Here is a 21582-nt window from a genome sequence, read left to right on the forward strand (position 1 = left end):
TCCCAGTGTGACGGGTTTACCCCGTGGTGGTGTTGATATCGGTCATTTAAAGCAGATGAATGATGGCGGCCCACTGTTCAGGTGTGACCGCCATGACCGAAAGCCGGCTGCCTTTTTGCACCAGCGGCATTTCGGCAAGAGCGGTTTGCTGTTTCAGATAGCCCAGGCTCAACACCTTGGGGAAGGTTTTGACGTGGGCCACGGTGATCGCACTCCAGGGGTTTTTCTCCGCGCTGGCCTTGGCGTCGAAGTAATGGCTGTCCGGTTCCAGTGCGGTGGGGTCCGGGTAGGCAGCCTCAATGATTTTGCCGATGCCGGCGATGCCCGGCTCCGGGCAACTGGAGTGGTAGAAGAAAAACTCATCGCCCACCGCCATGGCGCGCAGAAAGTTGCGCGCCTGATAGTTGCGCACCCCATCCCAGCGGGCTTCGCCGAGCGTTTCCAGGCCGTTGATGGAGAGTTCGTCGGGCTCGGATTTCATCAGCCAGTAGGCCATTTTGGGGCTCCTGAAAAAGGCATTGGGCAAGTTGTCGGGCAATTCCATGACAAACCGACAGTCGGTTGGCGTCAAGGTTTGCGTGTTGGTTCACGTTGCCGCAGAATGCCGGCCTTTAAGCTTGACGCAGCTGCAACGGACTACCTTGGAACGTTGTTGTCATCGTGTACGAGGTGCCTGAAGGGGGGCAATCGATGCAACGTAAACCGGATTTACTATGGATTTTGGTTATTTTGTTTGGTCTGGGCGTCGTGACCACCGGTTATGCCCAAAGCCTGTGGTCGAACAAGACCGATGCACCGGTTGAACTGGCTCAGCAGCAGCCACAACCGTTCAAGCGTTAACTCAAAGCTTAACTAAGGCGCCGCTGTTTCCAGCGGCGTTTGTGCGACATACCACTGCTTATCGGTCACCGTCCCCGCCAATGGCACATCCCAGCTTGCCTGCGCCAGGCGCTCGACTTTCTGACACTCATGGGCCAGCCCCAGCAGCGTCGGCTTGCGCCAGCTACGGCGACGGGCCAGATAGGCCAGGCTGCGGTCGTAAAACCCGCCGCCCATGCCCAGCCGCCCGCCCGCATCATCGAACCCCACCAACGGCAACAGTACCAAGTCCAGCGCCCACACTTGTCGTTGGCGCTGGGCATTCACCCGTGGCTCCAGAATGCGAAAGCGGTTGGGCAACAACTTATCCCCAGGCCGCACGCGCTGGAACACCATCTTGGTGCGCGGCCAGGCGCTCAGTACCGGCAGATAAGTGGCCTTGCCCCGGCGCTGGGCCGCACGCAGCAGCAGGCGCGGATCGAGTTCACCGTCCGTCGGCAGATACAAGGAGATATGTTTGGCCCGGCGAAACAGCGGGTGCTGTGCCAGTTGCCGATACACACCAAGGGCGGCCTGGCGCTGTTCGCTCGGTGTGAGGGCGCGGCGGGCCTTGCGCAACATGCGTCGAAGTTGCGGACGGGAAAGCGGCGCAGGTTCGGTCATGGTTTTTCGGCTCATAAAACAATGCCAGTCCTGGGACTGGCATTGAGTTTGGGAATTCAGGCTCCCCGACAGAGCCGCTGTCGACTTAGCCCTTGAACCCGAAAGTTCAAGGTGGAAGAAGCAGTAGGCTTTAAGGCTTTCCGTCTAGCGGACATGCACACCAGCCCAACGTGCAACTTCCAGGGTAGTGCGAATCGGCTCAGGGACATCGCCGACTGGCAAACACGCCAGGGAGTGGGGCGAGTATACCTTAAACAGACTCGGCAATCAGCCCTTGGGTGTGTCTGAATCGGTGGAAAGCACCAGATCCACGCGTTCGAGCAGGTCACGCACTTGCTCGCGCGTCGAGCCGCTGGCCTGCACGTCAGGGCGTTCCTGCTTATGCAGCAGATCGTGGGTGATATTCAACGCGGCCATCACGGCGATGCGGTCGGCGCCGATGACTTTGCCGCTGCTGCGGATTTCACGCATCTTGCCGTCCAGGTAGCGGGCAGCGCTCACCAGGTTGCTGCGTTCTTCCTGGGGGCAGATGATCGAATATTCTTTGTCGAGGATCTGCACAGTTACGCTATTGCTTGAACTCATGAGTCTTGCTCCAGGGCCTTCAGGCGCGAAATCATCGATTCGACCTTACGCCGGGCGATTTCGTTTTTTTCAATGAGGTGAGCGCGTTCCTCGCGCCAGGTCTTTTCCTGAGCTAATAGGAGTCCGTTTTGACTCTTAAGTTGCTCGACCCGATCAATTAGCAGTTCGAGTCTGGCCATCAGCGCTTGCAGGTCGGTGTCTTCCATTGGGTTCCACTGGATTTGTCTGATGAATGGCAACTGCAGGATAAACGATCTGACGCCCTCGATAGTCTTGGTGCGTCTGCCGGTGCTAGGATACAGCGCTCCATTCTAGACATTGCGCCGTCTGGCGCCTAGCTCACCATGCCCATTCAGAATTCCCCGTACGACGCTTTTTCCAAACTGCTGAGCACCAGCGGCCACCCATGCTCGCCTGCCGAACTGCACGGCGTGCTGTTGGGCCGCAGTTGCACCGGTGTGGGCTTTGATGCCGACAACTGGCTGGCCGATGTGGCCGAGCTGCTGGAAACCGAACCCACCGAGAACGTGCGTAACGCGCTGATCGGCCTGCAAGAAATGGTCAAGGGCGAGCTGACCGGTGATGACGTCACCGTGGTCCTGCTGCTGCCGACCGATGACGCGCCGCTCACCGAACGCGCTGCCGCCCTGGGCCAGTGGTGTCAGGGTTTCCTCCACGGTTTCGGCGTGAACGCCGGCGGCCTGGAGCTGAGCACCGACGCCAAGGAAGTGCTGCAGGACCTGGCAGCCATCTCCCAGGTGCAAGATGCCCTGGAAGAATCCGAAGACGGCGAGGGCGACTACATGGAAGTCATGGAATACCTGCGCGTCGCGCCGTTGCTGCTGTTCACCGAGACCAAAAAGTCTGCTGAACCTGCTGCACCCAAGCCTTCGCTGCATTAAGAAAGGAACCCCATCTGCCCATGATTCATATCCCCAAAGCGGAATACACCCGACGCCGCAAGGCGCTCATGGCGCAGATGGAACCCAACAGCATCGCGATCCTGCCGGCCGCCGCCGTGGCGATCCGCAACCGTGATGTCGAGCATGTGTATCGCCAGGACAGCGACTTCCAGTACCTGAGCGGTTTCCCCGAGCCCGAAGCGGTCATCGTGCTGATGCCCGGCCGCCAGCACGGCGAGTACGTGCTGTTCTGCCGCGAACACAATGCCGAGCGCGAGTTGTGGGACGGTCTGCGCGCCGGCACCGAAGGCGCGATCCGCGACTTTGGCGCTGACGACGCGTTCCCCATCACCGATATCGACGACATCCTGCCTGGCCTGATTGAAGGCCGCGATCGCGTGTATTCGGCCATGGGCAGCAACGCCGAGTTCGACCGGCATGTGATGGAGTGGATCAACGTGATCCGTTCCAAGGCGCACCTGGGCGCCCAGCCGCCGAACGAATTCGTTGCCCTGGATCATCTGCTCCACGACATGCGCCTGTATAAATCGGCTGCAGAAGTGAGGGTGATGCGCGAGGCGGCGCGGATTTCCTGCGCGGCCCACGTGCGGGCGATGCAGGCCAGCCGCGCCGGCCTGCATGAGTTCAGCCTGGAAGCCGAGCTGGATTACGAGTTCCGCAAGGGCGGCGCGAAAATGCCGGCCTATGGTTCCATCGTCGCCGCCGGGCGCAACAGCTGCATCCTGCATTACCAGCAGAATGACGCGCTGCTCAAGGACGGCGACCTGGTGCTGATCGACGCCGGTTGTGAGATCGACTGCTACGCCAGCGACATCACCCGCACCTGGCCGGTCAACGGCAAATTTTCGCCTGAACAAAAGGCGATCTACGAGATTGTGCTGGCCTCCCAGGAAGCCGCCTTCAAGCAGATTGCGCCGAACAAACATTGGAACCAGGCCCACGAGGCGACCGTGCAGGTCATCACCGCCGGGCTGGTGAAGTTGGGATTGTTGCAAGGTGATGTTGACGAGTTGATCGCCAGCGAAGCCTACCGCGCCTTCTACATGCACCGTGCCGGCCACTGGCTGGGCATGGATGTGCATGATGTGGGCGAGTACAAGGTGGGCGGTGAATGGCGAGTGCTGGAAGTCGGCATGGCCTTGACCGTGGAACCGGGCATCTATATTTCACCTGACAACCAGAACGTGGCAAAGAAATGGCGTGGCATTGGCGTACGCATCGAGGATGACGTGATAGTGACCAAGCAAGGCTGTGAAATCCTGACCGGCGGCGTGCCCAAGACTGTCGCCGAGATCGAAGCACTGATGGCGGCTGCCCGATGAGCCGGGTCAACCTGGCGATTATCGGCGGCGGCCTGGTGGGCGCCAGCCTGGCATTGGCGTTGCAGGCCGGGGCCAAGGCGCGGGGCTGGAAAATCGTACTGATCGAACCCTTTGCACCGGGTGACAGCTACCAGCCGAGCTACGATGCGCGTTCTTCCGCGCTGTCGTTTGGCGCACGGCAGATCTACCAGCGCCTGGGCCTGTGGCAGGCCATCTCCCCGCGTGCCGAGCCGATCAAGCAGATCCATGTGTCGGACCGCGGGCGTTTCTCCACTGCACGTTTGTCTGCCATGGAAGAGGGCGTTCCGGCCCTGGGCTATGTGGTGGAAAACGCCTGGCTCGGCCAATGCCTGTGGCAAGGCTTGGACAAGGATGTGGTGAGCTGGCGCTGCCCTGCGGAAGTCACGCGCATGGAGCCGCTGCCCGATGGCTATCGCCTGACCCTCAACGATGAAACCGTGCTGGAGTGCGACCTTGCAGTACTGGCCGATGGCGGCCGCTCCGGTTTGCGTGAGCAACTGGGCATTGGCGTGAAAACCCGGCCCTACAACCAGAGCGCGCTGATCGCCAACATCACCCCAAGCGAAGCCCACAATGGCGAAGCGTTCGAGCGCTTTACCGATGAAGGGCCGATGGCCTTGTTGCCGCTGCCGGACAACCGTTGTGCGCTGGTCTGGACCCGCATCGGCATGGACGCCCAGCGCTTGGCCAACCTTGACGAGCGCAGCTTCCTGAGCGAACTGCAGGGTGTGTTCGGTTATCGCCTGGGTACCCTCAAGCAAGTGGGCGCCCGTCACCTGTATCCGTTGACTCTGGTGGAAGCTGAAGAGCAAGTGCGCTCCCACCTGGCGGTCCTCGGCAATGCCGCCCACAGCCTTCACCCGATTGCCGGGCAGGGTTTCAACCTGTCCCTGCGCGATGCCAATGCCTTGGCCGAAGCCTTGCTGGCTGGCCCTGCAGTGCCGGGCGACCTGGCGACCTTGCAAGGCTATCGCGATCGCCAGCGCCTGGACCAGCAACTCACCGTAGGTTTCTCCGACCAGGTCACGCGCCTGTTTGGCAGCGGCCAGCCGTTAATGGCGCTGGGCCGCAACCTGGGCTTGCTCGGCCTGGACCTTTTGCCACCGGCCAAACGCTGGTTCGCCCGCCAGGCCATGGGCCTGGGCACGCGCTCTGATGTTTGAACCGGCCCACTACTTTATTTGCGGCCTGTGCCGCACACGAGACAAGGCTTAAAGCATGGACATGCGCGCAGATGTGCTGATTGTCGGGGCCGGAATGGTCGGAAGCGCCCTGGCGCTGGCGTTACAGGGCAGTGGCTTGCAGGTGCTACTGCTCGATGGCAGCCCGTTGAGCGTCAAGCCGTTTGACCCGAATGCAGCGTTTGAACCGCGGGTGAGCGCTTTGTCAGCGGCCAGCCAGCGCATTCTTGAACGCCTGGGCGTGTGGGGCGGCATCGTCGAGCGTCGCGCCAGCCCCTACGGCGAGATGCAAGTATGGGACGGCAGCGGCACCGGGCAGATCCACTTCTCGGCGGCCAGCGTGCATGCCGAAGTGCTCGGGCATATCGTCGAAAACCGTGTGGTACAGGATGCCTTGCTGGATCGCCTGCACGACTGCGACCTCGGCCTGCTGGCCAATGCGCGCCTGGAGCAGATGCGCCGCTCCGGCGATGACTGGCTGCTGACCCTGGCCGATGGCCGCAAGCTGCGTGCGCCGCTGGTGGTAGCCGCCGATGGCGCCAACTCCGCGGTGCGCCGCCTGACGGGCACCGCGACCCGCGAGTGGGATTATCTGCATAACGCCATCGTGACCAGCGTGCGCAGCAGCCAGCCGCACCAGCGCACGGCGTGGCAACGCTTTACCGATACCGGCCCGTTGGCGTTCCTGCCGCTGGTGCGCGATGGGCAGGAGGATTGGTGTTCGATCGTCTGGTCGACCACGCCGGCTGAGTCCGAACGCCTGATGGCCCTGGATGATGAACGCTTCTGCCGGGAACTGGAGCGGGCCTTTGAAGGGCGCTTGGGCACTGTGGTCAGCGCAGACCCACGCGTCTGCGTACCTTTGCGTCAGCGCCATGCCAAACGTTATGTGGCTGAAGGGCTGGCGCTGATCGGCGACGCGGCCCACGTGATTCATCCCCTGGCGGGTCAGGGCGTGAACCTGGGCTTCCTCGATGCAGCGGTGCTGGCTGAAGTATTGCTGGCAGCGACCGAGCGCGGCGAGCGCCTGGCGGATGTGAAGGTGCTGAGCCGTTACGAACGGCGGCGCATGCCGCACAACCTGGCGTTGATGGCGGCAATGGAAGGCTTTGAACGCCTGTTCCAGGCTGATCAACTGCCACTGCGCTGGCTGCGTAATGCCGGTTTGAAAATCGTCGACCAGATGCCCGAGGCCAAGGCGGTGTTTGTACGCCAGGCATTGGGTTTGACGGGTGACCTCCCAGAGCTCGCTAAACCTTGAACTGAAATGCAATCCCTGTGGGAGGGGGCTTGCCCCCGATGAGGCCATTGGCCTTCGCGCATATTCTGGCTATGCAACATCTGGTAACGCCTCCGCCGAGCGTTACCAAATGTGAGTCCTTATCATTTGCTCTCAATTTTCAAATGAGAGACCGCACCCATGTTGGCACCCAAGCGCCTCCTGACTGCCCTGGCACTCACCTTGATCGGCAGCACCACCGTGCAGGCGGCCGACGAAGTGGTGGTCTACTCCTCGCGTATCGACGAACTGATCAAGCCGGTATTCGACGCCTACACCAAGAAGACCGGCGTGCAGGTCAAGTTCATTACCGACAAGGAAGCGCCGCTGATGCAGCGCATCAAGGCCGAGGGCGAGAACGCCACCGCCGACCTGCTGCTTACCGTTGACGCCGGCAACCTGTGGCAGGCCGAACAGATGGGCATCCTGCAACCCTTCACCTCTGCCGTCATCGACAAGAATATTCCGCTGCAATATCGCTCATCGGCCCACGCCTGGACCGGTTTGAGCCTGCGTGCGCGGACGATCGCCTATTCCACTGACCGGGTAAAACCGGGCGAGCTGACCACCTACGAAGCCTTGGCCGACAAGCAGTGGGAAGGACGCCTGTGCCTTCGCACGGCGAAAAAGGTCTACAACCAGTCGCTGACCGCCACGTTGATCGAAACCCATGGCGCAGCCAAGACCGAAGAGATCGTCAAGGGTTGGGTCAACAACCTGTCCACCGACGTGTTCTCCGACGACATTGCCGTGCTGGAGGCTATCAACGCCGGGCAGTGCGACGTGGGTATCGTCAATACCTACTACTACGGCCGCCTGCACAAGCAGAAGCCCGACCTGGCAGTGAAACTGTTCTGGCCGAACCAGGGCGACCGTGGCGTGCATGTGAACCTGTCAGGTATCGGCCTGACCAAGCACGCGCCGCACCCGGAAGCGGCCAAGGCACTGGTGGAGTGGATGACTACGCCTGAGGCGCAGAAGATCTTTGCCGACGTGAACCAGGAGTTCCCGGCCAACCCGGCGGTACCGCCATCGGCGGAAGTGGCGAGCTGGGGCAAGTTCGTAGCCGATACCTTGCCGGTGGAAGTGGCGGGCAAGCGCCAGGCTGAAGCCATCCGCCTGATGGATCGCGCTGGCTGGAACTGAATGTGTAAATTGCCACAGATCTAAATGTGGGAGGGGGCTTGCTCCCGATAGCGGGGTATCAGTCTAATCATCATTGACTGGCACTCCGCCATCGGGAGCAAGCCCCCTCCCACACTGTTTTGTGTCTTACCTTTAGATAACCCGTTCACAGAGAGTTTGCTCTTGGCCCACCCCGCCCAACGCCGTTGGTACCTGCCGGTCTTCACCGTCGCCGCCCTGGTGCTGCTGCCGCTGAGCGTGCTGTTGCTGTCCTGGCAAAGCATCGATCAACAGATCTGGTCCCACCTGTGGGACACCCAGATGCCCCGTTTGCTCGGCAACACCCTGACCCTGGTACTCGGTGTCGGTCTTGGCGTGACACTGTTGGGCGTCAGCCTGGCCTGGCTGACCAGCCTCTGCGAATTCCCCGGGCGACGCTGGCTTGATTGGGCCTTGATGCTGCCCTTTGCGATTCCGGCCTACGTGCTCGCCTTCGTGTTCGTCGGCCTGCTGGACTTCGCAGGTCCAGTGCAAACCTTGCTGCGCGAATGGTTCGGTACAGGGCTGCGTTTGCCGCGGGTGCGCTCCACAAGCGGCGTAGTCATCGTGTTGGTGCTGGTGTTCTATCCCTACGTCTACCTGTTGGCGCGCACGGCGTTTCTGGCCCAGGGCAAGGGCTTGATGGAAGCGGCGCGGGTGCTGGGGCAGTCGCCCTGGCAAGCATTCTGGCGCGTGGCCTTGCCGATGGCGCGCCCCGCGATTGGTGCCGGCGTGGCCTTGGCCTTGATGGAGACCCTGGCGGATTTCGGCGCCGTCTCGGTATTCAATTTCGACACCTTCACCACCGCTATCTACAAGACCTGGTACGGCTTTTTCAGTCTTTCCAGTGCCGCTCAACTGGCCAGCCTGTTGCTGCTGGTGGTGATGCTGGTGCTGTATGGCGAACGGCGCGCCCGCGGGGCCAGCCGGCCGAGCAATGAGCGACCGCGAGGCAAGGCGTTGTACCACCTTCGTGGGCTCAAGGCGGTGGCGGCCAGCGCTTGGTGCGGCCTGGTATTCGCTTGCGCGTTTGTGATCCCGATGCTGCAACTGGTGGCCTGGTTCTGGCAGCGCGGTCGCTTCGACCTGGATGAGCGCTACACGGGCCTGATCATCCACACCCTCTACCTGGGCGGTATTGCAGCGCTGATTACTGTCAGCGTGGCGCTGATACTGGCCTTTGCCAACCGCTTGGCGCCGACTCGGGCGATTCGCTCCGGCATCAGCCTGGCCAATGTCGGCTATGCCTTGCCCGGTTCGGTGCTGGCGGTGTCGATCATGCTGGCGTTCAGCTACTTGGATCGCGAGCTGGTGGTGCCACTGTCCGGCTGGCTGGGCGGTGCGGGCAAGCCCTTGCTGCTGGGCAGCCTGTCAGCGCTGGTGCTGGCGTATTTGGTGCGGTTCCTGGCAGTGGCCTACGGGCCTTTGGAAAACAGCCTGGCACGCATTCGCCCGTCATTGCCCGAAGCTGCACGCAGCCTTGGAGTGAGTGGCCCGCGACTGTTTTGCAAAGTGTATCTGCCGTTATTGTTGCCGGGCACCTTGAGCGCGGCGCTGCTGGTGTTCGTCGATGTGCTCAAGGAAATGCCTGCGACCCTGCTGATGCGCCCGTTCGGCTGGGACACCCTGGCGGTGCGGATCTTTGAAATGACCAGTGAAGGCGAATGGGCGCGGGCTTCTTTGCCGGCGCTGACCCTGGTGCTGGTCGGGTTGTTGCCGGTCATCGGGCTGATTCGGCGCTCTGCCCGACAAATCGGCTAGGTGCCAGTCCTACGGCTTGAGGCTACAATGCGCGGCATTCGGTGCGCTCCGTCTTTCGGATCGACCTGCTGTATGTGGCTGCGGGCCTTGTAATCCAGGGTGTTCAGCGCATGTGGCAGCCCTGCGCACCTTCGCCAAGCCCGGAAGGAGAAACCCATGGGACAGCGTACGCCTCTGTATGACCTGCATCTCGCCCTCGGCGCGAAAATGGTCGATTTTGGCGGTTGGGATATGCCTTTGCATTACGGCTCGCAAGTTGAAGAGCACCACCAGGTGCGACGCGACTGTGGGGTCTTCGATGTATCTCATATGACCGTAATCGATGTCACCGGCCCTCAGGCCAAGGAATGGCTCCAGCGCTTGCTGGCCAATGATGTCGATCGATTGCACGGCTGCGGCCGTGCGTTGTACAGCGCCATGCTCAACGAGCAGGGTGGGGTGGTGGACGACATGATCGTCTACCGCACAGAGAGCGGCTACCGGCTGGTGGTCAACGCCGCCACCCGCGACCAGGACATGGCCTGGATGCAGGCGCAACTGGGCGACTATCAGGTGCAACTGCATGAGCGATCCGAGCTGGCCATGCTCGCCATCCAGGGCCCCCATGCCCGGCAGAAAATCGCCGAACTGGTGACCCAGTCCCGTGGCACCCTGATCCAGCAACTCAAGCCCTTCGAGGGCCAGGCCGACGGCGACTGGTTTATCGCCCGCACCGGCTATACCGGTGAAGATGGCCTGGAAATTGTCCTGCCTGCCGATCAGGCGCCAGGCTTCTTCAACGATCTGGTGGGTGCCGGCATTTCCCCCATTGGTCTCGGCGCTCGCGATACCTTGCGCCTGGAGGCCGGCATGAACCTGTATGGCCAGGATATCCACCAGAATGTTTCGCCCCTGGCGGCCAATATGGCCTGGAGCATTGCCTGGGAGCCTGTCGGGCGCAATTTCATCGGTCGCACTGCGCTGGAAGCGGAAAAAACTGCCGGCGTGCAATTCAAACTGGTGGGGCTGGTACTGGAAGAGCGCGGGGTTTTACGTGCTCACCAAGTGGTTCGTATCGCCAATGTTGGCGAAGGAGAGATCACCAGTGGTAGTTTCTCGCCTACGCTAAGCAAATCCATTGCCCTGGCGCGTGTGCCGACGGCGACTGCCGACCGGGCCGAAGTGGAAATCCGCGGTAAGTGGTACCCGGTTCGAGTGGTCAAGCCGACCTTCGTGCGCCATGGCAAAACCTTGATCTAACTATTTCCGGCAGGCCAATGGCCGCTGACATTTCTTCTTGAGGACACAGACTATGAGCAATATCCCTGCAGACCTGCGTTTTGCCGAAAGTCATGAGTGGGCGAAAAAGGAGGGTGATCTTATCGTGGTGGGCATTTCCGACCATGCACAGGAAGCTCTGGGCGATGTGGTGTTTGTGGAACTGCCGGAAATCGGCAAAGTGTTTGTCGCGGGCGATGTCGCGGGTGTGGTTGAGTCGGTGAAAGCGGCCTCGGATATCTATTCACCAGTGGCGGGTGACGTGGTCGAAGTCAACCAGGCGCTGGGTTCCGAACCTGAAGCGCTGAACAACACGCCTTATGAATCGTGGATTTTCAAGGTCAAACCTTCGAATGCCGATGCGGATTTGGAAAAACTCTTGGACGCTGCCGGCTACAAAGCCGCCATCGGCGAATAAACGCAAACCCCATGTGGGAGGGGGCTTGCTCCCGATTGCGGTGTGCCAGTCAACTCACTTGTAGCTGACACACCGCAATCGGGAGCAAGCCCCCTCCCACAGTGTGTGATCAGCCTGCTTTCAATACCGCTTTAACCGCCGCGACAGCCCGCTCCACATCCGCCTCTGTCATCGCCGTAAACATCGGCAACGACACGATCAAACGCCCAACACGCTCCGCCACCGGGAACATACCTTCCTTGAAACCCTGCGCCCGATACAGGCTCAGCAGGTGGATCGGCGGATAGTGATAGCCAATGCCGACGCCGTGGGCCTGCATCTGCTCCATGAACGTCGCTCGGGCCGGCAGGCCATCCTGGCGCTCCGGCAGCACCAGTTGGAACAGGTGCCAGTTGCTGTTTTCGAAGTCTGCCGGCGGCAGTTGCGCACCATACTGTTCTTCGAAATCGCTGCCGAAGCACTTGAAGTAGTGTCGTGCCAGGTTCTGGCGGTGGGCGGTGATCTTCTCGATATGCGCAAACTGCCCCAGCCCGATGGCTGCGGCAATGTCGGTCATGTTGAACTTGCCGCCCAATACATCCACATCCAGGCCGTCGAAACCGGTGCGGGTCACGCCCTGCAGGCGATATTTCTCTGCCAGGCGGGCTTCCTCGGCGTTATTCAACACCAGGCAGCCACCTTCGGACGAAGTGATGTTCTTGTTCGCCTGGAAACTGAATGACACGAAGTCGCCGGTGGCGCCAATCCGCTCTCCATCCCAACTGGACCCCAGTGCCTGGGCAGCATCTTCCACGATACGCAGGTTGTACTTGTTGGCCAGCGCGTAAAGCATCGGCATATCCAGGGGTAAACCGGCCAGGTAGACCGGGATGATCGCCTTGGTACGCGGGGTGATTGCTGCTTCTACCTGGGTCAGGTCGATGTTACGCGTGACTGGATCGATATCGGCAAATACAGGGGTGGCGCCCACCTCGAGAATGACGTTGGCCGTCGCAACCCAGGAAATCGGTGTAGTGATGACTTCATCCCCTGGCCCGATACCGGCAATGCGCAGGGCAATCTCCATGGTGCAGGTGCCCGAGTTGAAGGTGCGCACTGGGCGCCCGCCAAAGTATTCCGACAACTGCGCTTCGAATGCCTGCACCTTGGGCCCGCTGGTGATCCAGCCGGAACGCAGGACATCGCCGACTGCCGAGATAGTGGCTTCATCGATGGTAGGTTTGGAAAACGGCAGGAAGGGCAGTTGGCTCATGACGAAGAAGGCATCCGTTTCGGTAGGTGATGAGTAATAGAGGTATCAGTAGCGCATGGTTGCATGGCTCGACTGAATATAGCCTGTCGCGCGTGAACGATTCGTCAGGTTGCAGGCAAAAAAATGCCGCTTGAAAAAGCGGCATTTTTTATCGGGCTTGGTTACTCGGCGACGGCATTCTTCGCGAGGATGGCGTTAGCCAGTTCCATGTCCGTGGCCTTGAGGCCAGGGTTGTCGGCGCGGACTTTCTGCATGGCGGCTTCCAGGTATGGGCCGCGAATGCCGCCGTCGCTGGCAACGAAGCTGCCAGCGTCATCCTGGGCGGCAACGACCAGCTTGTGGTCCTTGAACGTCAGGTACGTCGAGCCGGTGGTGGCGCCCGACGAGATGACATTGCGCCAGAAACTGTCGGCCATGGCTGAACCGACAGGAAGGGAAAGCACAGCGAGGGTGGCGACAGCATATTTGAGACGCATGATGGGTGACTCCGGTGGGTTATCTGTACGTTTTGATTGTAGTTAAGTCAGTCGAGTTCCATGACTGACTAAACAGTTTCAACTTTTAAAATCACTCCCTCCAGGCCAATCACGCGCACTTGAGCGCCTGCGGGTGTGTCGGCACCGGTGACCATCCATACCCCATCGCCGACTTTGACCTTGCCCCGGCCTTCCACAATCGCCTGATGCACCACGAAGGTGCGCCCGACCAGCTCTGTACCACGCTCGTTCAAGCCCGGTTGATCGCTGGTTTTGCCGCTGCTGCGTTGGCGTTTCCACCAGTACACGGCGGTCAGTATCGACAACACGGCAAACAGCAGCAGTTGCCATTCCAGCCCGAGCGGCGGCACCAAGAACTTGATTACGCCCACGGCAGCAGCGGCGATGCCCATCCACAGCAGGTAGCCGCCGGCACCGAACACCTCGAGTATCAACAGCACGGTGCCCAGCGCCAACCAATCCCAGAACGACAAATGCAGCAGGAAATCCCACATGGTGATGGCCTCAGCCTTTCTGGTTGCCGAAAGTCGCCTTGACGATCTCGCCGATACCGCCCACGGCGCCAATCACCTGGCTGGCTTCCAGCGGCATCAGGATGACTTTGCTGTTGTTGGCCGACGCCAGCTTGCCCAGGGCATCGATGTATTTTTGCGCGACGAAGTAATTGACCGCCTGCACGTTGCCCGACGCGATGGCTTCGGACACTACTTGTGTCGCCCGGGCTTCGGCTTCGGCCTGACGCTCACGCGCTTCGGATTCCAGGAACGCAGCCTGGCGGCTACCTTCGGCTTCGAGGATCTGCGCCTGCTTCTTGCCTTCGGCCGTCAGGATCGCCGACGCCCGCAGGCCCTCGGCTTCGAGGATCTGTGCACGCTTGATCCGCTCGGCTTTCATCTGGCCAGACATGGCGGCCATCAGGTCGGCGGGCGGGCTGATGTCCTTGATCTCGATACGGGTGATCTTGATGCCCCACGGCGCAGTGGCTTCATCCACGGTGCGCAGCAGCTTTTCGTTGATGCCGTCTCGCTGGCTCAGCATGGCGTCCAGTTCCATCGAGCCGAGTACCGTACGGATATTGGTTTGCAGCAGGTTGCGAATGGCATGTTCGAGGTTGTTGACCTCGTAGGCGGCCTGGGCGGTGTTGACCACCTGGAAGAAGCACACGGCATCGATCTGCACGGTAGCGTTGTCGGCGGTAATGACTTCCTGGGGCGGGATATCCAGTACGCTTTCCATCACGTTGATCTTGCGACCAATGCGGTCCATGACCGGGATGATGATGTTCAGGCCGGGCTTGAGGGTGTTGGTGTAGCGGCCGAAACGTTCAACAGTCCACTGGTAGCCTTGGGGCACCACCTTGAAACCCATGAACAGGATGGCAATGGCCAAGCCCACGAAAAGAAGCAGTACGGTTCCGATCTGCATAACGATTCCCTATCTGGAGGTGTCAGTGAACGACATTGGGCCGATTGTAACGGTCTGGTCACGAATAAAGACGGTTTCACGGCCCAATAAACAAGGGATTTGTTTCTGAATCCCCAGGGGTGACCCGTAATACCTCCGTCATCGTGGTCAGGCCAGCCTTCACTTTATCGATGCCGGCCATACGCAGGCTGTTCATGCCTTGTGCCAGCGCCCCACGGCGCAGCGCCTGTACGTCTGCGTCGGGGGTGACCAGCGCCTTGAGCGCTGGGTCCAATACCATTATTTCGTAGAGCCCGGCCCGGCCCTGATAACCGCTGTCACGACATTCCACACAGCCGACGGCTTCGTAGCCGCCAACGCTTTCCACCTCCGCCGGGCGCTTGCAGTGGGTGCACAGGACTCGCACCAGGCGCTGGGCCATGACCCCTAAGAGCGTAGCCTTGATCAAATAATGAGCAATGCCCAACTCCTGCAGTCGGCTGATAGCGCTGGGCGCATCGTTGGTATGCAGGGTCGATAGCACCAGGTGCCCGGTCAACGCGGCCTGGATCGCCATCTCTGCGGTTTCCTGGTCACGGATTTCGCCGATCATGATGATGTCCGGGTCCTGGCGCAGCAGGGCGCGGATGCCGCTGGCAAATGTGAGATCAATGTTGTGTTGGACCTGCATCTGATTAAAAGCCGGCTCGACCATTTCAATCGGATCTTCCACCGTACACAGGTTGACCTCACGGGTCGCCAGTTGCTTGAGGGTGGTGTAGAGGGTGCTGGTCTTGCCCGAGCCGGTCGGGCCTGTGACCAGGATGATGCCATTGGCTTGCCGGGTCATGGCGTGCCAGCGTTGCTGGTCAGCGCTCGACAACCCCAACTGGTCAAAATCCTTGAGCAGCACCTGTGGGTCAAAAATCCGCATCACCAGCTTTTCGCCAAACGCCGTCGGCAGGGTCGAAAGGCGCAGCTCCACCTCGACGCCTGTCGGGTTCCTGGTCTTGACTCGGCCGTCCTGGGGTTTGCGTTTCTCGGCCACATTCATTCGCCCGAGGCTTTTCAAACGGCTGACCACTGCCGTGGTGACCTGAGGCGGGAATTGATACACGTCCTGCAACAGCCCATCGATGCGAAAGCGCACCCGGCCCTGGTCGCCGCTGGGTTCAATGTGTATGTCGCTGGCCCGTTGGGCAAAGGCGTATTGCAACAGCCAGTCGACGATGTTGACGATATGCGCGTCATTGGCATCCGGTTCCTTGTCGCTGGCGCCGAGGCTGAGCAGCTCGACGTTGCCGGGTGTCGCCATCTTTTGATCGGCGCTACGGACTGACTTGGCCAGCCGGTAAAACTCGTTGATGCAGCGCTGGATATCCCGGGGGTTGGCAACCACGCGCCTGATCGAGCGCTTGAGCACTTGGGAGAGCCCGGCTTCCCAGGCGCTGACATGGGGCTGGGCGCTGGCGACCGTGACGCTCTGCGCATCTACCGCCACTGCAAGGATGCCGTGGCGCTGGGCGAAGGCATGAGACATCAACGGCACCACTGCCGCCACATCGATTTTCAACGGGTCGATGCGCAAGTAAGTCTGGCCGGCATGCCGGGCCAGCCATTGGGTCAAGGTCTCAAGGCAAGGGCCTTCGGCCGCGATGCACTCCAAGGGATGTTGGTTGCAGGGTGCTGCCGAAATTTTCTGCGCCGCCTGCGCCGTGATCAACCCTTGCTCGATTAACGCCGGCAACAACTGATGCAGTTCCAAGGGGTGATCGTGGGAGGCGACGGACATGCAGGGTTTCCTGGGAAGCTGGGAGGTGTAATCCCAGGCTAGCCAGCCTCTGAAAATCCTCCTCCCCGTGTGTTTTACAGGCTGTTACCCCGCGGTTGCCGCCAGCGCTTGAAGCCGCTCGGAATCAGCTGGCCAAAGCTCCAGGTCGCATACGCTGATCAGGTTTCGAATCTTTTCACCGATCACTTGGGCGCGGTGCCAGCTCAGGCCATGCATCACGATATCGATGTTCATCAGGTCGGCGTCCCGGCTCGCACTGACCTGGGCAGGTGTCAGCGATTGCAGCGCGAAATAGTTCAGCACCCGGCACAGCACGTCCGGCTCAGCTTCGGCGACGATGCGATAGTGCGCCTGGCAGTGGGCGCTGGTGACGGCCCACGCATCGGCGCGGGTGACAGGGTGGGCGGTTTCAACGACATGCATGCTGACTCTCCAGATTTGACTGGAGAAATTTTTACATTCGGCTCGGGAGATTTCTTATCTATGATGAGCTGATTTTGCGATTATTCGAATCAATCAATTCAGAATAAACCTATCAGCAGGTATTTCTATGCACAGTGAGTTGGACGCCTACGACCGCCGCATCCTGGCCCTGCTGCAAGAGGATGCCTCGCTCTCCAGCGCACAGATCGCCGAGCAGGTTGGCCTATCACAGTCACCGTGTTGGCGGCGCATTCAGCGGCTCAAGGAAGAGGGCGTGATCCGTGGCCAGGTCACCCTGCTGGACCGCAAGAAAATCGGGCTCAACACGCAGATTTTCGCCGAGGTCAAACTCAACGCCCATGGTCGCTCCAACTTCACCGAGTTCACCGAAGCGATTCGCGGGTTCCCGGAAGTGTTGGAGTGTTATGTGCTGATGGGGGCGGTGGATTTTCTGTTGCGCATCGTCACCTCGGATATCGAGGCATATGAGCGGTTTTTCTTCGAGAAGTTGTCGATGGTGCCGGGGATCCAGGAGGTCAACTCGATTGTGGCGTTGTCCGAGATCAAGTCCACCACCAGCCTGCCAGTATTGCGCTGACAGGGAGGGCCTCATCGGGGGCAAGTCGAATCGTCGCACCGCCCCTCCCACATTGGAACGCATTCCCCTGTGGGAGGGAGCTTGCTCCCGATGGCGATATTACAGGCGCAGAAGCGTCTTCCAGGCCCGATTCTGATACACCGCAATCGCCTGATGCATACGCGCATCCAGCGACTCATCGGTAATCGGCTGGTTAGCCAGGTGCGCCAGCTTGTTCAGCTCGCCGTACAAGCGGTCCAGCTCGGGAATATCCACCACGTGACGCGCATGGTGCAGCCAGGCCTGGATGCGTTCGATGCGCGGCAGTTGCTCGGCCAGGTCTTCCGGCTGTTGCTGGTAGCGCGACAGTTGCAGGGCTACGGCGTCGTCGGCCAGCAGGCGCGGCAGCCAGTTGGTGATTTGCGCAGCGCCCTGGCGGTTGCCGCGCACGTTGCGCTCGGCGGTCCAGGTACGGGCCAGCAGCCAGCGCGAGGTGTTCAGTGAGAACAGGCCCCAACGCACGTCTTGCAGCTCTTCGACGAACTGCTCCGGCGCGGCTTTGCGAATGTCTTCATCGTCGTCACCGGCCTGGACCAGCGGGCGCCAGTCTTCCAGCAGTGCATCCAGCGCGCTGCGCAGCTCGCTGGTGGATTGACGCGGTGCGGCCTGGCCGAGGCTGCCGATCAGGGCACGCAGCTCGCCGAGGTTTTCGACCCAGTCCTGCAGCAGGCGCCAGTGGCCGTTGAAACGGTATTGCTCGGCCAGGCGCTGGCTGCTGCCCAGCAGGTGCCACATGATCGCAGCGAAGGCATCGTCCAATGGCATTTCTGCGTGGATCTGCGGGGCGGGCAGGCTCAGGGAGTAGCTGCTGGCGTCGTACAGGCGGTAGCCACGCTCGGCCTTGCTGATATCACAGGGCATCAGCGCCAGGGTCGCGGCCAGCTCGGCGGCCAGTTCCAGCAGGGCAGCCGGTTCGCCTTCGCGCAGTTCCAGTTCCAGCTCGCAGATTTCTTCCTTCTGCTTGCCGACCACTACATGGCCCAGGTCCAGGGCGGCTTCGATCACCACCTTGGCTTTGCCGCGGCCCCAGGCGATTTCGGCGTGCTCGCGGACGAAATCGGTGGTGAAGATCGGCTTGAGGGTTTTCTTGTCCAGCTCGGCCAGTTGCTCAGGCCAGCATTCGCCGTCTAGTTTCTTCACGTCGAGCTTGGCTTTGGGCAGTTCCCAGTTGTACTCGTTGCGTTCCGACAAGCCGGCGACGCTTTGGCCACGGGTCTTGAGGGTCTGGATAATGTCGTCACCGTCCTTGCGCAGGCGCAGGGCAACTTTGGCCTGGGCCAGGTCACGCTCGGGGGTGTCGAAGTACTGGTTCATCAACTCACGGCGTTCCCAGCCACTTTTGTTGCGTTTTTTCAGTAGCGGGTGCTCACGCAGCGCGGCGAGTGTTTCGCGGCTGACGCGGAGCTTGATTTCGGTTTCTTTCTGCATGGCCGGAAAATCCAGGATCGGGAGCGCAGCCGGGGAAAAGTGTGGCTGCCAAGGTCGTGCAGTGTACAGGACTGAGCCCGGCAACGTGCCGCAACGGTTTATTGTGTCGTGCAGATGCCTCTATAGTGAGGTTCATCCGGGAAGTTGGGAGACCGCGCATGCCGTTACCGTCCATGAAAGAGCAGTTCGCCGCCTTGATCGCCGCACCGTCGGTGAGTTGTACCCAAGCGTCTCTCGACCAGACCAACCGCCCGGTGATCGATCTGCTCGCCGCTTGGCTGGGTGACCTGGGCTTTGCTATCGATATCCAGCAAGTCAGCCCTGGCAAGTTCAACCTGTTGGCCAGCTTCGGCAGCGGCCCCGGTGGTTTGGTGCTGGCGGGCCATAGCGATACCGTTCCTTACGACGCGGCGTTGTGGAAGACCGATCCGCTCAAACTGACGGAAGTCGACGGCCGCTGGGTAGGACTGGGCAGTTGCGACATGAAGGGCTTTTTCGCCCTGATCATCGAAGCTGTGTCGCCGCTGCTGGACCAGCCGTTCAAGCAACCGCTGCTGGTCCTCGCCACCTGTGACGAGGAAAGCTCGATGTCCGGTGCCCGTGCGCTGGCCGAGGCCGGGCGCCCGCTGGGCCGGGCGGCGGTGATCGGCGAGCCGACGGGCCTCAAGCCGATTCGACTGCACAAAGGCGTGATGATGGAGCGCATCGATATCCTCGGCCGCAGCGGTCACTCGTCGGACCCCAGCCTGGGCCACAGCGCCCTTGAAGCCATGCACGATGCCATCGGCGAACTGCGCGGCCTGCGTCTGGCCTGGCAGCGCGAGTACCGCAACCCACAATTCAGCGTGCCGCAGCCGACCATGAACTTCGGCTGCATCCACGGCGGCGACAACCCTAACCGCATCTGCGGCCAGTGTTCACTGGAGTTCGATCTGCGACCTTTGCCGGGCATGGATCCCGAGGTGCTGCGTGCGGCTATTAGGCAGAAGCTCGAACCCCTGGCCGAGCGCCACAAGGTCAAGATCGATTACGCGCCATTGTTCCCCGAAGTTCCGCCTTTCGAGCAGCCCGAAGACGCTGAGTTGGTGCGCGTGGCGCAGCGATTGACCGGTCATCGTGCCGAAGCAGTAGCGTTCGGCACCGAAGCGCCTTATCTTCAGCGCCTTGGTTGTGAAACCCTGGTGCTTGGCCCCGGCGATATTGCCTGCGCCCATCAGCCGGGCGAGTACCTCGAAATGTCACGCTTGACGCCTACAGTGCGTCTATTGCGGGAACTGATCGAACACTACTGCCTGAAACCTGCATAAATTAACCCCTGCCCATTCGTACATAAGGAGAGCGAGCGTGTCGCCAAGCCTGTTCCGACGATAACCATCAGCCCGCTGTGCGTTTTTTCGACTCATCCTTTTTCGGCTGCTTTTTATTACAGGCCCAGGTTCCATGCCCGAATACGTCAATTGGCTTCGTCACGCTTCGCCCTACATCAACGCCCACCGCGACTGCACCTTTGTGGTCATGCTGCCCGGCGACGGTGTGGAACACCCGAACTTCGGCAATATCGTCCACGACCTGGTGCTGCTCCATAGCCTGGGTGTGCGGCTGGTGCTGGTACATGGTTCGCGCCCACAGATTGAAACCCGCCTGCAGGCACGCGGCCTGACCCCGGCTTACCACGAAGGCTTGCGCATCACCGATGCCGCGACGCTGGAGTGTGTGATCGACGCGGTGGGCCACCTGCGTATCGCCATTGAAGCGCGCCTGTCCATGGACATGGCCTCGTCACCGATGCAAGGCTCGCGCCTGCGGGTGGCCAGCGGCAACCTGGTGACCGCGCGGCCGATTGGTGTGCTTGAAGGCGTGGACTACCACCACACCGGCGAAGTGCGCCGCGTCGATCGCAAGGGCATCAACCGCCTGTTGGACGAACGCTCCATCGTGCTGCTGTCGCCGTTGGGTTATTCGCCCACCGGTGAAATCTTCAACCTGGCCTGTGAAGACGTCGCCACCCGCGCTGCCATTGACCTGGGCGCCGACAAGTTGCTGTTGTTTGGTGCCGACCTGGGCCTGATCGATGAAAACGGTCGCCTGGTGCGAGAGTTGCGCCCGCAGCAAGTGCCTGCGCACCTGCAACGCCTGGGCAGCAACTATCAAGCCGAGCTGCTCGATGCCGCCGCGCAAGCCTGCCGGGGTGGAGTAGGGCGCAGCCATATCGTCAGCTACGCCGAAGACGGCGCCTTGCTCACCGAACTGTTCACCCGGGACGGCGGCGGTACGCTGGTGGCCCAGGAACAATTCGAATTGGTGCGCGAAGCGGCGATTGAAGACGTCGGCGGTTTGCTCGACCTGATCAGCCCGCTGGAAGAGCAAGGCATTCTGGTACGCCGTTCGCGGGAAGTGCTGGAACGTGAGATCGAACAGTTCAGCGTGGTCGAACGCGAGGGCATGATCATCGCTTGCGCGGCGCTGTATCAGATCGCGGATTCGGATGCGGGTGAGTTGGCGTGCCTGGCAGTGAACCCGGAGTACCGCCACGGCGGGCGCGGTGATGAACTGCTGGAACGCATTGAGACTCGGGCGCGGGCTCAAGGGTTGAAGACGTTGTTCGTGCTCACCACCCGCACCGCGCACTGGTTCCGGGAGCGTGGGTTTGTGCCGAGCAGCGTGGATCGCCTGCCGTCGGCACGGGCCTCGCTGTACAACTATCAGCGTAATTCGAAAATTTTCGAGAAAGCGTTGTAAACCCGACCCAGCAAACA

23 protein-coding genes and 1 other RNA gene are annotated in these 21582 nt (G+C 61.0%); 12 read left to right on the forward strand and 12 right to left on the reverse strand.

Features of this window, described 5'->3' with window-relative positions:
- Nucleotides 1-46 precede the first annotated feature (46 nt).
- Entirely contained in the window at nt 47-496 is a 450-nt protein-coding gene (locus tag FRT59_RS12255; protein ID WP_034116335.1) for an EVE domain-containing protein, read from the reverse strand.
- Between the two features lie 194 nt (nt 497-690).
- Here FRT59_RS12255 and FRT59_RS26995 point away from each other — a divergent pair, with 194 nt between their 5' ends.
- Entirely contained in the window at nt 691-840 is a 150-nt protein-coding gene (locus tag FRT59_RS26995) for a hypothetical protein (protein ID WP_010207387.1), read from the forward strand.
- A gap of 12 nt (nt 841-852) precedes the next feature.
- Here FRT59_RS26995 and FRT59_RS12260 read toward each other — a convergent pair whose 3' ends face one another.
- From FRT59_RS12260 to FRT59_RS12275, 4 genes are all read right to left on the reverse strand, one after another.
- Nucleotides 853-1482: a 5-formyltetrahydrofolate cyclo-ligase gene (locus FRT59_RS12260; protein ID WP_153837577.1), complete on the reverse strand. Its 630-nt coding sequence runs from the start codon at nt 1480-1482 to the stop codon at nt 853-855.
- Between the two features lie 58 nt (nt 1483-1540).
- A non-coding RNA gene (ssrS, locus tag FRT59_RS12265) (6S RNA) lies at nt 1541-1719 on the reverse strand.
- A 30-nt stretch (nt 1720-1749) separates the two neighbouring features.
- Nucleotides 1750-2067 (reverse strand): cell division protein ZapA, encoded by a 318-nt coding sequence (locus FRT59_RS12270; protein WP_034116333.1) that lies wholly within the window; start codon nt 2065-2067, stop codon nt 1750-1752.
- Nucleotides 2064-2273, reverse strand: coding sequence for a TIGR02449 family protein (locus FRT59_RS12275; RefSeq protein ID WP_003177365.1), 210 nt, complete (start codon nt 2271-2273; stop codon nt 2064-2066). Before FRT59_RS12275 ends, FRT59_RS12270 begins: the two co-directional genes overlap by 4 nt.
- 138 nt (nt 2274-2411) lie before the next feature.
- On the opposite strand from FRT59_RS12275, the gene FRT59_RS12280 reads away from it, so the two are divergent.
- The 8 genes from FRT59_RS12280 to gcvH all read left to right on the forward strand — a co-directional run bounded on the left by FRT59_RS12280 (nt 2412) and on the right by gcvH (nt 11393).
- Nucleotides 2412-2969, forward strand: a complete 558-nt coding sequence (locus tag FRT59_RS12280; RefSeq protein ID WP_017739071.1) for a YecA/YgfB family protein — start codon at nt 2412-2414, stop codon at nt 2967-2969.
- 20 nt (nt 2970-2989) lie between these two features.
- Nucleotides 2990-4312: a Xaa-Pro aminopeptidase gene (gene pepP, locus FRT59_RS12285; RefSeq protein ID WP_153871321.1), complete on the forward strand. Its 1323-nt coding sequence runs from the start codon at nt 2990-2992 to the stop codon at nt 4310-4312.
- Nucleotides 4309-5496 (forward strand): 2-octaprenyl-6-methoxyphenyl hydroxylase, encoded by a 1188-nt coding sequence (gene ubiH, locus FRT59_RS12290; RefSeq protein ID WP_034116331.1) that lies wholly within the window; start codon nt 4309-4311, stop codon nt 5494-5496. Before pepP ends, ubiH begins: the two co-directional genes overlap by 4 nt.
- Before the next feature lie 61 nt (nt 5497-5557).
- Nucleotides 5558-6775: a 2-octaprenyl-3-methyl-6-methoxy-1,4-benzoquinol hydroxylase gene (locus FRT59_RS12295; protein ID WP_167524275.1), complete on the forward strand. Its 1218-nt coding sequence runs from the start codon at nt 5558-5560 to the stop codon at nt 6773-6775.
- A gap of 159 nt (nt 6776-6934) precedes the next feature.
- Nucleotides 6935-7939, forward strand: a complete 1005-nt coding sequence (locus FRT59_RS12300; protein ID WP_043046961.1) for an extracellular solute-binding protein — start codon at nt 6935-6937, stop codon at nt 7937-7939.
- 162 nt (nt 7940-8101) lie between these two features.
- Complete coding sequence (locus FRT59_RS12305) at nt 8102-9718, forward strand: ABC transporter permease (protein ID WP_153871323.1); 1617 nt, start codon at nt 8102-8104, stop codon at nt 9716-9718.
- A gap of 156 nt (nt 9719-9874) precedes the next feature.
- Nucleotides 9875-10957, forward strand: coding sequence for a glycine cleavage system aminomethyltransferase GcvT (gene gcvT / locus FRT59_RS12310; RefSeq protein ID WP_153871324.1), 1083 nt, complete (start codon nt 9875-9877; stop codon nt 10955-10957).
- A 52-nt stretch (nt 10958-11009) separates the two neighbouring features.
- Nucleotides 11010-11393, forward strand: a complete 384-nt coding sequence (gene gcvH, locus FRT59_RS12315; RefSeq protein ID WP_153871325.1) for a glycine cleavage system protein GcvH — start codon at nt 11010-11012, stop codon at nt 11391-11393.
- A gap of 109 nt (nt 11394-11502) precedes the next feature.
- Here the strand turns inward: gcvH and FRT59_RS12320 are convergent, their stop codons facing one another.
- From FRT59_RS12320 to FRT59_RS12345, 6 genes are all read right to left on the reverse strand, one after another.
- Nucleotides 11503-12645, reverse strand: a complete 1143-nt coding sequence (locus FRT59_RS12320) for a DegT/DnrJ/EryC1/StrS family aminotransferase (RefSeq protein WP_153871326.1) — start codon at nt 12643-12645, stop codon at nt 11503-11505.
- A 161-nt stretch (nt 12646-12806) separates the two neighbouring features.
- On the reverse strand, nt 12807-13121 hold the full coding sequence (locus FRT59_RS12325) for a DUF2388 domain-containing protein (protein WP_034116324.1): 315 nt from the start codon (nt 13119-13121) through the stop codon (nt 12807-12809).
- Nucleotides 13122-13189: 68 nt separating this feature from the next.
- The gene (locus FRT59_RS12330) at nt 13190-13636 is read right to left on the reverse strand and encodes an NfeD family protein (protein WP_034116323.1); all 447 of its coding nucleotides are present in this window, start codon (nt 13634-13636) and stop codon (nt 13190-13192) included.
- A 10-nt stretch (nt 13637-13646) separates the two neighbouring features.
- Nucleotides 13647-14567 carry an SPFH domain-containing protein gene (locus FRT59_RS12335; protein ID WP_003195285.1) on the reverse strand — a complete coding sequence of 307 codons (921 nt, stop codon included), beginning with the start codon at nt 14565-14567 and terminating at the stop codon, nt 13647-13649.
- A gap of 76 nt (nt 14568-14643) precedes the next feature.
- Nucleotides 14644-16338 (reverse strand): GspE/PulE family protein, encoded by a 1695-nt coding sequence (locus tag FRT59_RS12340; protein ID WP_153871327.1) that lies wholly within the window; start codon nt 16336-16338, stop codon nt 14644-14646.
- Between the two features lie 84 nt (nt 16339-16422).
- On the reverse strand, nt 16423-16761 hold the full coding sequence (locus FRT59_RS12345) for a hypothetical protein (protein WP_034116321.1): 339 nt from the start codon (nt 16759-16761) through the stop codon (nt 16423-16425).
- A gap of 127 nt (nt 16762-16888) precedes the next feature.
- On the opposite strand from FRT59_RS12345, the gene FRT59_RS12350 reads away from it, so the two are divergent.
- A complete protein-coding gene (locus tag FRT59_RS12350) occupies nt 16889-17359 on the forward strand; it encodes an Lrp/AsnC family transcriptional regulator (protein WP_003195279.1) in 471 nt (156 codons plus the stop codon).
- 99 nt (nt 17360-17458) lie between these two features.
- On the opposite strand, the gene FRT59_RS12355 is transcribed toward FRT59_RS12350, so the two are convergent.
- Nucleotides 17459-18826, reverse strand: coding sequence for a CYTH domain-containing protein (locus FRT59_RS12355; protein WP_153871328.1), 1368 nt, complete (start codon nt 18824-18826; stop codon nt 17459-17461).
- A 158-nt stretch (nt 18827-18984) separates the two neighbouring features.
- Here FRT59_RS12355 and argE point away from each other — a divergent pair, with 158 nt between their 5' ends.
- Entirely contained in the window at nt 18985-20133 is a 1149-nt protein-coding gene (gene argE / locus FRT59_RS12360) for an acetylornithine deacetylase (RefSeq protein WP_153871329.1), read from the forward strand.
- Between the two features lie 133 nt (nt 20134-20266).
- Nucleotides 20267-21565: an amino-acid N-acetyltransferase gene (argA, locus tag FRT59_RS12365; RefSeq protein WP_034116318.1), complete on the forward strand. Its 1299-nt coding sequence runs from the start codon at nt 20267-20269 to the stop codon at nt 21563-21565.
- The last annotated feature ends 17 nt before the right edge of the window (nt 21566-21582 follow it).

This window comes from Pseudomonas haemolytica (assembly GCF_009659625.1).
Taxonomy (GTDB): Bacteria; Pseudomonadota; Gammaproteobacteria; order Pseudomonadales; family Pseudomonadaceae; genus Aquipseudomonas; species Aquipseudomonas haemolytica.